Below are 12,019 nucleotides of genomic sequence, written 5' to 3'. Positions count from 1 at the left end.
GTGCGTTTGCTCTGATTACTTTATGAAGGGCAAGGTATATGAGTAGGACTCCTTCTAAAGAGGAAAGCCGGGAGATGCTGAAGTGGCTGAATCAGAACCGCCGGCAGTTGAACCAGTACGCCCATCAATTTATAGCCTACAATGCGAGCGGAATTATCGCTCACGGGGATAAGTTGCGGGAAGTTTTGCAGGCTGCAGAAGACTCGGGAGAGATTTTCTTAATTTACTTAGTTCCGGGTTTTACCGGCTCTATTGTAATTTTGCCGATTTATTTTCGCACACTCAGCCGCCACGAGTGGTCGCCAAATTATGCGGTAACTCTCAAGAATAAAGGATTTCAAATAGAGGCTACGATGGTTGTGGATTCAGGGGCTGATTTTAGTGTTATTTCCCTGAAGGCGGGTCAAGAGTTGGGATACGCTTTAGCTGAGAATGAGGAGATATTAGTAGGGCAGGCGATAGGCGGAAGAGTGGAGTATGTTTTGCGGCGGATTGAAATGACGATTGACCGGCACACTTTTACTGCTCCTGTCGCGTGGCTGCAAAATAATACGGCGGATGTGATGCTTTTGGGGCGAGAGGTTGTGTTTGATAAGTTTAATATTGAGTTCAGGCAAGCTGACGAGGAAATTATTTTGACGTGGCGCGGGGACTCTCAGTAGGGGAGTGTCCTGAGCAGTAGCCCCAAACACCACCGGCAACCCATGCGCTCCCCCTCTTTCCCCGCTTGCGATATGGGTTAATGGTTTCGGTTCAATGCTACTAAAATAGAATCAGTCAGTCAGGAGAGCCGGTGTACCATGAAATTACCGAACGGCGCGAATGCCGAAAATCCCATGCAAAAGCGTGCCTGGCTATTGCTAGAAATCCGAAAATCCCAAAACAAAGCACAAAGCAGAAGTCATCAGTCCGCATGAAAACTATTCAACTTTTGGCTCCCGCTGCCATCGTTAAGCCTATTTCTGCTGGTTAATTGACTGCTGGTTAAGAATTGATAAGAAAACGGTAAGGCGTGCCGGTTGACAAGTTATACTGAATAAAGCCGTGAAGCGCACTGCCTGCTGCCGGCTGTTCTTGGACTGCACCGGCTCCCTAGCAGCTTATTTGCAACCTGTCTCCGGAGCAACTTGTCCAAAGTGGCGATACGAGGGGAGCTTATATTAGAATAATATGAAAATAAGATTTTCCGCTTTTTTGGCTTTGATGTGCGCCGCCAGTGCCTTAACGCTGCCCTGGGACGTCACCGGCAGCGCTGTGGCGCTTTCATCGAGCGCCGGCAGCATAGCGCCAAAGACCAAATGGGGCCGGTTCTGGCCTGATTCAAAAGCTGGAGGCGCAGTTGGGCGCACCGTTGAGCGTTGAACAAAAGCGGCAAATCGCGCAAGCGAGCCGAGCGGCGCGGGAAGCTCTCACACCGGCTCAGAACCGTTTCGCGCAGCAGGTTTCGCAGGCGACTGGCGTTTCTGAAGCTCAGATTAGAGCCATGCTGCCGAGAATTGGCCAACAGAACAGCTCTGACAAGAATATCATCCCTAAAATTGAGGCGATTTTGGGCCGGTCGCTGACTGCCCAAGAGATAGCGGAGATAGGAAGGGCGGATCGGGAAAAAAAGGCTGCTATGCTGCCCGTTCAGGACACCTTCGCCCAGCAACTGTCCCAGATTACCGGCTTGCCGGCTGAGCAAATCAGAGCGATATTGCCGAAAATCGGGCTGTAAATCGCTGTTTTGTGCCGGCTTGCGCCCCAGCAGGTGCCGGCACGCTATTGGATCGGGGGTGAAGCGGGGGCGGGTGGGAACTGCCGGTGCCAAGGGTAAAGGGACTGCGCCTCGGGCCATCTTGAACTGTCCCACCTGCCATCTGAAGTTTTCTATCTATATATAGGTTGGGACAGGCGGGACGCCTGTCCAGCGTTTTGTGTGGGACAGGCGTCCCGCCTGTCCTACGTCTTGTTTGGGACAGGCTGAGGGCTGTCGGGGGTGCTGCCGGTGTTGGCACAGGCGGAGGGCGGCGCACGAGGGGGTTGGGGGGGTGAAATTTGTTTCGGCTTGGGTGGATATCCGAACAACTTATCGCCGCCAGCTTTGGAAAGCCCGATTTCGCTGACGCTCTGGGCAATTATGCCTAGACTTCTAGTTGCGCTGCTGTCATTCCCCTCAATCAGTATCATTTCATTTTCTGTGCGAAATAAAAGTCGCTATATTCCCTCACTAGCTTTTTGTCAAGTAGGATGGCTCGATCAGCTTCCTAGTAAGTATTTCCCCTGATTGACAAAAGCTTCGCTATCTTAGTTTTTCCCCGCTGAACCCGTCCCTCAAAAACCCCGCTTTTCTGCCTCAATTGATTTGCTTAACTTATCTGTCAGATAAGAAGTTTTAGGATTATTAATGTATTGTTAAGTTTTGTGAAGCTGTGCTAAATTGAGAAGTGTCGGGTTCAGGAGCGTAACTGAGTCATGCCAAAAAACAGCAGGCACTATGCCGGATTCATAAGCAATCCAGGATAATTCGAGTTTTGTAGCTCGGCAGCGATGGGCCTGTTTTTCTGACGCATGCCGGTAGAATCCTTAGAACTTGCAGGTGAGTGCGCACCGGCTGGGGGAGGGAAGCTTCGGTGGCAGTAAAACTGTCCTGTTTTCAGGTGCAGCGCCTTCTTTCACTCGCCAATCCAACTTCTTTCCCGAGTCCAACTCAGACTTCAATCCTTTCCGAGATTTCGCCAGTTGCGGCTCCCGTTAGGGGGAAGCGCGAACGACCTCTCACTTTACCCAATTGCGCTCGCTATCTCAGTTAAGTCCAAGCAAGCTTCAGGGAAAAACTACAATGCTAACCAGTATTCCTCAGACAGAACTGACCGGTATTTTGACGAAAGAAGCGTCCGTAGAGGCGTTACGCAAGCAAAAAACAGCGACGATTGAGGTCAGTCACCCAGAAAAGTACCGCACATCGGAATGGTACACCGGTCATGGAGAAATTACGGCGGGCGAGGACGGTCGTTCATTCGAGATATCGGCAACCTTCAACCTGAAAGCGGAAGTTAAGGTAGTGGATGGAGTTTTCGATACCTCCAACCCAGCCCTGGCTGATATTTACAAAACTCGCACTCGCTGTGTGGCGATCGTAGACCAGGCGGTAGACGAGTTCTATGGCGAAGCGCTGCGCCACTATTTCGCTCACTATGAAATCCCGCTGCAAATGTTAGCCTGTCGGGCGTGGGAAGCAGACAAAACCTCGGAAACAGTCCACCGGCTGCTTCATTTCTTGGGCAAAGATGGCTGTGATGTTTCGCGCAACGAGCCGGTGCTGGTTGTTGGAGGCGGAGTGCTCAGCGATGTGGCGGGGATGGCTTGTGCGTTGCAGCACCGGCGCACACCATATGTGATGGTTGGCACAACGGTTGTGGCCAGCATTGACGCCGGTCCCTCGCCCCGCACCTGCGTTAACGGCAACCTGTTCAAAAACAGCATTGGTGCCTATCACCCGCCGGTTGTCACCCTAGTCGATCGCGGCTTTTTCCGCACGCTCGCCACTGGCCACATCCGCAACGGTATGGCGGAGATGATCAAAATGGCGACAACAGACGATATCGTCCTGTTTGAAATGCTCGAACAGTACGGTCCGCGCCTGTTGGAAACCCACTTCGCCACCCTCGATGGCGACGAAAAACTGGCTGAAATTGCTGATGAGGTGATCTACCGGACTCTGTTCTCTTATATGAAGCACGAGGGGACAAATATGTTCGAGACTTATCAGGATCGCCCCCACGCCTACGGTCACACTTGGAGCCCCCGCTACGAGCCGGCGGTGAAGCTGATGCACGGTCACGCGATCGCGATTGAGATGTGTTTCGGGGCGGCTTTATCGGTGCAGCTGGGCTGGTTGGAACCGGCAGATCGCGACCGGCTCATAGCGCTCACCCGCTCCTTAGGTCTGGCGGTTTACCATCCGATTTTGTCAGACCTCAACCTGATGATTGAAGCTCAGAAAAACATGCGCCGCAAGCGCGGAGATGGCGGGCTGTGGGCACCGCTCCCACAGGGACATATAGGTTCTTGCGACTACGCGCAAGATGTGTCGCCCGAAGAGCTGCAAGCTGCTCTTGATGAATACAAAATTTTGTGCGCTTCTTTGCCTGATGGGGGAGCCGGTATTGAGATGTATCTCAGCGATTTGGGGCTGGAGTAGCTGCATGCCTGAAACACTTGAAAAAACAGCAAACACCGCTCGACCTGTCACTCCTTTGGGGATATTAGTAGAGCAGCTTGAGAGCATTGTCCTCCAGGCAAAGCAGGGGAATGTGCCGGCTTCCCTCGCCGCTTCTCTCCAGCAGGCATACGAACTGGCTGCAGGACTTGACCCTTATTTGAATGAGTGTACCACCGGCGAGTCCCCAGCTTTAACAGCACTGGCGCAGAAGACTTGCAAAGAAGACTGGAGCAAGCGGTTTTCTGATGGTGAGACGGTGCGCCAGCTAGAGCAGGAAATGCTCTCCGGACATATTGAGGGACAAACTTTGAAAATGTTTGTCCGCATGACCAAAGCCAAGCGCATCTTGGAAATTGGCATGTTCACCGGCTATTCAGCTTTGGCAATGGCAGAAGCTTTGCCGGCAGATGGGCGCTTAGTTGCCTGTGAGGTGGACAGTTATGTGGCAGACTTTGCAAAAGCCTGCTTTCAAGAGTCCCCTCACGGAAGCAAAATCGCTGTAGAAGTCGCCCCAGCTTTGGAGACGCTGCGTAAATTGGCAGATGCCGGTGAGTCCTTTGATTTGGTGTTCATTGATGCCGATAAAAAGGAGTATGTCAGTTATTTCCACATGCTGCTGGACACTGGGTTGCTCGCTCCTGACGGGTTTATCTGCGCAGACAATACGCTGTTGCAAGGGCAAGTATATCTGCCGGCACACTCTCGCACCCCGAATGGAGAGGCGATCGCCCAGTTCAACCGAACTGTGGCTGAAGATCCGCGAGTTGAACAGGTGATTTTGCCTTTACGAGATGGGTTAACCATCATCAGGCGCAAGTAGGGCTTTCGAGCGCGCCGGCGAGCCGGTCGTTTATTCTGGGACTTGTAGAGCGCCGAATCGCGTCTCTACAATCCCAGTTCATCCGTTACGTTTATCAAAAAATCCCTGCCATTCTTTTTCAATCCACTTAGGTTTCTTAGCTCATGGCACAGCTCCTGTTTGTAGGGGGGCGAAGTTCTGCCCTGCTCAAAAATATCGGCACTCTGGCATTACTGCTGGTTGCCTTCCCCATCAATTGCCTTGCCGTCCTAACCGCACTGCTGCTAAGTTGGGTCGGGGCTCCCTTTCGGAAAAAGGCAGTAGCCGAAAATCCCAAAACCATCTTGATCACGGGCGCGAAGATGACGAAATCCCTTCAGCTCGCCCGCTCATTTCACGCCGCCGGTCACAGGGCTTTTCTGGTAGAAACCCACAAATACTGGCTGTCGGGGCACAGGTTTTCTAATGCCGTCTCAGGGTTCTACACCGTACCCGCACCGGAAAAAGACCCGGATGGCTACTGTCAGGGATTGCTGGATATTGTCAAGCGGGAAAACATCAATGTTTTTATTCCCGTATCCAGTCCCGTTGCCAGTTACTACGACTCTTTGGCCAAACCCCTGCTGTCGCCCCACTGTGAAGTGGTGCATTTCGATCCAGACATCACCCAAATGCTGGATAATAAGTACACCTTATGCGAAACAGCTCGCTCTTTCGGCTTGTCCGCGCCGAAGTCCTTCCTGATTACTGACCCGGAACAAATTCTTAAATTTGACTTTACAGGCGAGCGCCGCAAGTATATACTGAAGAGCATACGGTATGATTCCGTGACTCGCTTGGACATGACGAAGCTGCCTTTTGAGGGCATGGAAAGTTATGTCAGCAGATTGCCGATTAGCGAGGACAGACCTTGGGTGATGCAGGAGTTTATCCCCGGACAGGAATACTGCACCCACAGCACCGTTCGCAAGGGAAAGATACGGCTGCACTGCTGTTCTGAGTCCTCGGCGTTCCAAGTGAACTACGAGCAGGTAGATAAGCCTGAAATTTTACAGTGGGTGAAGCGGTTTGTCAAGGAATTAAACCTGACCGGCCAAATTTCCTTTGACTTTATTCAGGCGGAGGACGGCACAGTTTATCCCATTGAGTGCAACCCGCGCACTCACACAGCGATTACAATGTTCTACAACCATCCAGGGGTTGCCGGCGCTTATCTTGAGGATAGCGAAGATGAGAGCGAACCCCCACTAGAGCCACTTCCTGACAGCAAGCCCACTTACTGGCTGTACCACGAACTCTGGCGGCTGACTGAGGTGAGGTCACTGAGTCAGTTGCGAGCGTGGTGTGATAAAATTGTCAGGGGGACTGACGCCATGTTTCAGGTGAGTGACCCCTTGCCGTTTTTGATGGTGCACCACTGGCAAATTCCTTTACTTCTGCTGGACAATATGCGAAAATTGAAAGGCTGGATTAGGATAGATTTCAATATCGGCAAGTTGGTGGAGTTGGGCGGAGATTAGGCGGGTTGGACGTGCCGATCTATCGGCGATGAAAGATTTGACTGTCGAGCGGTCCCAGAAACCGGGTTTCTTTCTACAGCCGCTATTTCGCTGACCCCGCCCAAAGAAACCCGGTTTCTCACCCCCCTGAACTATCCTGGAAAACCATGACTCAATTAGTAAACCAGAAAAGGCTATTTCCGCTTTCTCAAGTTCAGCAGGCGATTTGGTTTCTCCATCACTTGCAGCCCCAAGGATTAACCGATAAAAATTTTTTTGCGGTAGCGATTAAGTCAGCTGTAGATGTTGAGGCGCTTAAAAACGCCGGTCTTGCCCTGATTCACCGGCATTCAATTCTGCGCAGCACCTGTCGCGATGAGGGACAGCTGATTCAGGAAACCTCCGAAACTGCTGAATTGGATTTCCAAGTCATCGATGCTTCCCACTGGAGTGGGGAGGACTTGAGCGAAAAGATTTTGCAAGAAGCTGAGCGTCCTTTTAATTTGGCGCAGGGTTCTCTGTTGCGGGTGAGTTTGTTTAACCGGCACGCAACCGATCGCATTCTCTTACTCACCGCTCACCAGATTGCCAGCGATTGGGAGTCCTCGCTCATTTTGGCGGATGAATTTTTCAGCCTGTACAGTAACAGCCCCTTACCGCCGGTTAACCAGTCCTATCAAAACTGGGTTCAGCAAGAATTAGACCGGCTCAACAGTCCAGAAGGGAAAACACTGGAAACCTACTGGAAAAATCGCTTAGCAGGGGAGTTACCGGTATTAGAGTTGCCGGCATTCTCTTCTCGTCCAGTGCGGCGCACCTATAATGGTTCATCTCACCGGTTTGCGGTGAGCCCTGAACTCACTCAACAGCTCAGAGAACTCGCCCAGAGAGAAGAAGTCCCCCTCGATACTCTCCTGCTAGCTGCGTTCAAAGTTCTCCTTTACCGCTACACGGGGGAAGAAGATATCCTCACCGGCGCGCTCACCTTTCGGAAACCAAAATTTGAAGGAGTGGTGGGGAATTTCCTCAATGCAGCTGTGGTCCGGGACAGCATTTCCAGCCAGCTCACCTTTAAAGAGTTTTTGATTCGGGTGGGTAAGGCGGTGCTGGAAACCAGAAAATATCAGGATTATCCCTTCCCCTTACTGGTGAAGCAACTCCAGTCAGGGGCGCATCAAAGTCACTCGCCCATTTGTCAAGTTTCCTTTAAATTACACCGCACCCAGCATTTAGAAAATATTTCCAAGTTATTTGAGTCTGCGGTCAGCCAAAAGCCAGTTGTGTGTGGTAAACTGGAGCTAGAATACTTCGATCTACCCCAGCAAAAGGTTGATTTTGACTTCAATCTGGAAGTCATGGAGTTACAGGACTCTCTGCTGGGTTACTTTAAGTACAGCAGCGATTTATTAGACTCTGAAACCGTCGATCAGCTCAGCGGACATTTTGAGAATTTACTCGCAGGGATTGCCGCCAATCCAGAACAGCCGGTCGGTCAGTTCCCCTTGCTGAGTGAAAGCGAGCGAGAGAAGTTGCTGTTCGAGTGGAATGCTACCCAAACTGACTGGGATCTGTCTCGCTGTTTGCCTCAATTAATTGAAGCTCAGGTAGAGAAAACGCCGGAGGCGATCGCCCTGGTGTTTGAAAATGAACACCTGACCTATCGAGAATTGAATTTGCGGGCGAATCAACTCGCGCACTACCTGCAAAAGCTGGGAGTGAAACCGGAGGTTCTGGTCGGGATTTGTGTGGAGCGCTCCCTGGAAATGGTCGTGGGGCTGCTGGGAATTCTCAAAGCCGGTGGGGCTTATGTGCCCATTGACCCGGAGTATCCGGCAGAACGCTTTGCTTATATGTTAGAAGATTCCTGCGTGCCGGTGCTGCTAACTCAGGGGAAACTCCTTGAGAAACTTCCCGCTCACAGCGCCCGTGCGATTTGCCTGGATAAAGACTGGGAAGAAATTGCTCTGGAAAATCCAGAAAATCCGGTGAGTGGGGCGGAACCGCACAATTTGGCGTATGTGATTTACACGTCGGGTTCCACCGGCAAGCCAAAAGGCGCGGCGAACAGCCACCGGGGGATTTGCAATCGCTTGCTGTGGATGCAGGACACTTATAAGTTAGCACCCAGCGATCGTGTCTTGCAAAAAACTCCTTTTAGTTTCGACGTTTCTGTGTGGGAATTTTTCTGGCCACTGCTAGCCGGAGCGCGTCTGGTTATTGCTAACCCGGGCGGACATCAAGATAGTGCCTACCTCGCCAATTTAATTGCGCGAGAGGAAATCACCACCTTGCATTTTGTCCCCTCAATGCTGCAAGTTTTCCTAGAAGAAAAGGGCTTAGAACGCAGCAGCAGCTTGAAGCGCGTATTTTGCAGTGGGGAAGCGCTACCCTTTGAACTTCAGGAACGCTTTTTCGCTCGCATGGGATGCGAATTGCACAACCTGTATGGCCCAACAGAAGCGGCAATTGATGTCACCTTCTGGCAATGCCGGCCAGAAAGCAATCTCAGAACAGTCCCGATTGGCCGGCCCGTTGCCAACACCCAGCTTTATATCTTAGATTCCCAGCTTCAATTAGTGCCGGTCGGTGTTGCCGGTGAGCTGCACATCGGTGGGGTGCAAGTTGCCAGAGGCTATCTCAACCGGCCCGAATTAACCGCCGATAAATTCATCGCCAACCCCTTTAACAAAGCCAACTTGAATCCTCTCTACAAAACAGGGGATTTAGCTCGCTATCTGCCCGATGGAAACATCGAGTATTTAGGCCGTATTGACAGTCAGGTGAAAATTCGCGGGTTCCGCATCGAACAGGGAGAAATTGAGGCTGCCTTGCTGCAGCACCCACAGGTGCTAGAAACTGCAGTCATTGCGCGAGCGGAAAAATCTGGCGAAAAACGGCTTGTCGCCTATGTCGTCGCCACGCCGGACAAACCTGCTCCCTCTTCACTGCGCCGCTTCCTGAAACAGAAGCTTCCAGAGTACATGATTCCCGCCGCTTTTGTGATGCTGGAGTCTCTTCCCCTGACTCCCAACGGCAAACTCAACCGTCGCGCCTTACCGGCACCGGATCTGTCCAGCTTCACTGGGGAAAGTCAATTTGTTGCTCCCCGCGACGATCTCGAACAGCAACTCGCTGAAATCTGGTCAGAAGTTTTGAAACTGAACCCAGTGGGGGTGAGGGATAACTTCTTTGAATTGGGGGGGCACTCTCTGTTAGCGCTCAACTTGATGGCGAAAATTCAGAAGCAGTTTGGCAAGAGTTTGCCCCTGGCGACGCTGTTTGCCAGCCCCACCATTGAAGATTTGGCGAACGAGTTGCGCTCCGCAACACAAGTTCGCGCCTATTCCCCTCTCGTTCCCATTCAGCCAAAAGGAACCAAGAACCCATTTTTATGCGTGCATCCAGCCGGCGGTCACGTTCTCTGCTATATGAATTTATCCCGCTATCTGGGGTCTGGCCAGCCGTTTTATGGCTTGCAAGCGCGCGGGTTTAATCAAGGGGAAGAAGCTTTAGCGCGGGTTGAGGACATGGCGAGTCTCTATGTGAAAGCCATCCGCGAGTTTAAACCGGAAGGACCTTATCAAATTGGCGGCTGGTCATTTGGTGGAGTGGTGGCTTACGAGACAGCGCAACAGTTACAGCAGCAAGGGCAAGAAGTGAGTTTGCTGGCGGTGCTGGACTCTTATGTGCCGATTTTGCTAGATGGCACTAAAGTCATTGATGACGTTTACTTGGTGGGGGTTCTTTCCCGCGTGTATGGCGGGATGTTTGGACGTGACAATCTGGTAGAGCCACAAGAATTAAAGGGGCTGAGCGTGCCAGAGCAACTGGAATACATTATCAATAAGGCGCGGGAGGTGGGAGTTTTTTCACAAGATTCTCAATACCAGCAAAATCGCCGGATTTTAGATGTTCTGGTGGGAACCCTGAAGGCGACTTACGCTTATAAACGCCGCCCTTATCCGGGAAAAGTCACTGTTTTCCGAGCGCAGGAGAAGCACATCATGGCTCCTGACCCCAAATTGGTCTGGGTTGAGCTATTCTCCATTCTCGACGCTCAGGAAATCGAGATTGTTAATGTTCCGGGACACCATTACTCTTTCGTTCTCGAACCTCACGTTAAAGTTCTGGCAGAACGCTTAGGCGCTTGCTTGACTTAGGGCGTGGCCAGAAACCGGGTTTCTTCAAGAAACCCGGTTTCTTGAGTTTCTTGAAGCTTTCCGAAAAGCAAAAAACCGGCGAAAGAGTTCTTACTTCAGCCGCGTGCTAGTGCGAAATATTATTAGAAGTGGTTAAAAAATTAGACCCGCCGGTGAAATTCAGGCGAGATATGCCGAACCGATTAATAGTTTGAAAGCCAGGATATTCAATCTCGAACGACCTAGGGATGGCTTGACTGGAACCTTGAAACTGTTGGGCGGTTCTCAGCAAGCAGGTCTCCCTAAAAAGGAGGTTATCCAGCCACACCTTCCGGTACGGCTACCTTGTTACGACTTCACCCCAGTCACCAGCCCAGCCTTCGGCGTCCTCCCCCTTGCGGTTAGAGTAACGACTTCGGGCTAAACCAGCTCCCATGGTGTGACGGGCGGTGTGTACAAGGCCCGGGAACGTATTCACCGCAGTATGCTGACCTGCGATTACTAGCGATTCCGCCTTCACGCAGGCGAGTTGCAGCCTGCGATCTGAACTGAGCCACGGTTTACGGGATTGGCTTGCCGTCACCGGCTCGCTACCCTCTGTCCGCAGCATTGTAGTACGTGTGTTGCCCAGGACGTAAGGGGCATGCTGACTTGACGTCATCCCCACCTTCCTCCGGTTTGTCACCGGCAGTCTCTTCAGAGTTCCCAACTTAATGATGGCAACTGAAAACGAGGGTTGCGCTCGTTGCGGGACTTAACCCAACATCTCACGACACGAGCTGACGACAGCCATGCACCACCTGTGTTCGCGCTCCCGAAGGCACCCCCACCTTTCAGCGGGGTTCGCGACATGTCAAGTCCTGGTAAGGTTCTTCGCGTTGCATCGAATTAAACCACATACTCCACCGCTTGTGCGGGCCCCCGTCAATTCCTTTGAGTTTCACACTTGCGTGCGTACTTCCCAGGCGGGATACTTAACGCGTTAGCTACGGCACTGCTCGGGTCGATACAAGCAACGCCTAGTATCCATCGTTTACGGCTAGGACTACAGGGGTATCTAATCCCTTTCGCTCCCCTAGCTTTCGTCCCTCAGTGTCAGTTGCAGTCCAGCAGAGCGCTTTCGCCACCGGTGTTCTTCCCAATCTCTACGCATTTCACCGCTACACTGGGAATTCCCTCTACCCATACTGCACTCTAGCCGTTCAGTTTCCACTGCCTTTCCAGGGTTAAGCCCCAGTCTTTGACAGCAGACTTGAACAGCCACCTGCGAACGCTTTACGCCCAATAATTCCGGATAACGCTTGCATCCTCCGTCTTACCGCGGCTGCTGGCACGGAGTTAGCCGATGCTTATTCCTCAGGTACCGTCAGAATTCTTC

General features: G+C 51.9%; 8 protein-coding genes and 1 rRNA gene (1 of these 9 running past the window's edge). 7 read left to right on the top strand and 2 right to left on the bottom strand.

From position 1 onward, the window contains the following. Positions 1-38: 38 nt before the first annotated feature. The 3 genes from OSC10802_RS0107475 (at position 39) to OSC10802_RS0107465 (ending at position 1,717) form a co-directional block, all read left to right on the top strand. Complete coding sequence (locus OSC10802_RS0107475) at positions 39-662, top strand: retropepsin-like domain-containing protein (RefSeq protein WP_026098253.1); 624 nt, start codon at positions 39-41, stop codon at positions 660-662. A gap of 508 nt (positions 663-1,170) precedes the next feature. Further along, positions 1,171-1,362 carry a hypothetical protein gene (locus OSC10802_RS49100; protein WP_155967439.1) on the top strand — a complete coding sequence of 64 codons (192 nt, stop codon included), beginning with the start codon at positions 1,171-1,173 and terminating at the stop codon, positions 1,360-1,362. After that, positions 1,352-1,717 (top strand): hypothetical protein, encoded by a 366-nt coding sequence (locus OSC10802_RS0107465; RefSeq protein WP_017716163.1) that lies wholly within the window; start codon positions 1,352-1,354, stop codon positions 1,715-1,717. The genes OSC10802_RS49100 and OSC10802_RS0107465 overlap by 11 nt, the downstream gene beginning before the upstream one ends. 224 nt (positions 1,718-1,941) lie before the next feature. Here OSC10802_RS0107465 and OSC10802_RS0107460 read toward each other — a convergent pair whose 3' ends face one another. Continuing rightward, positions 1,942-2,169, bottom strand: a complete 228-nt coding sequence (locus OSC10802_RS0107460) for a hypothetical protein (RefSeq protein WP_017716162.1) — start codon at positions 2,167-2,169, stop codon at positions 1,942-1,944. 652 nt (positions 2,170-2,821) lie between these two features. On the opposite strand from OSC10802_RS0107460, the gene OSC10802_RS0107455 reads away from it, so the two are divergent. The 4 genes from OSC10802_RS0107455 (at position 2,822) to OSC10802_RS39090 (ending at position 10,662) form a co-directional block, all read left to right on the top strand. Next, complete coding sequence (locus OSC10802_RS0107455; RefSeq protein ID WP_017716161.1) at positions 2,822-4,183, top strand: sedoheptulose 7-phosphate cyclase; 1,362 nt, start codon at positions 2,822-2,824, stop codon at positions 4,181-4,183. Between the two features lie 4 nt (positions 4,184-4,187). Beyond that, positions 4,188-5,024, top strand: coding sequence for an O-methyltransferase (locus OSC10802_RS0107450; protein ID WP_017716160.1), 837 nt, complete (start codon positions 4,188-4,190; stop codon positions 5,022-5,024). Between the two features lie 143 nt (positions 5,025-5,167). Continuing rightward, positions 5,168-6,523, top strand: a complete 1,356-nt coding sequence (locus OSC10802_RS0107445) for an ATP-grasp domain-containing protein (protein ID WP_017716159.1) — start codon at positions 5,168-5,170, stop codon at positions 6,521-6,523. 146 nt (positions 6,524-6,669) lie between these two features. Further along, entirely contained in the window at positions 6,670-10,662 is a 3,993-nt protein-coding gene (locus OSC10802_RS39090; RefSeq protein WP_017716158.1) for a non-ribosomal peptide synthetase, read from the top strand. A 285-nt stretch (positions 10,663-10,947) separates the two neighbouring features. Here OSC10802_RS39090 and OSC10802_RS39085 read toward each other — a convergent pair. Continuing rightward, positions 10,948-12,019 (bottom strand): 16S ribosomal RNA (locus tag OSC10802_RS39085); it runs 479 nt beyond the window's last position.

Source organism: Kamptonema formosum PCC 10802, assembly GCF_000332335.1.
Classification (GTDB): Bacteria; Cyanobacteriota; Cyanobacteriia; order Cyanobacteriales; family Oscillatoriaceae; genus Oscillatoria.
The sequence above is the reverse complement of the archived record's forward strand: the minus strand, read 5'-3'. Positions and strand labels throughout refer to the sequence as shown.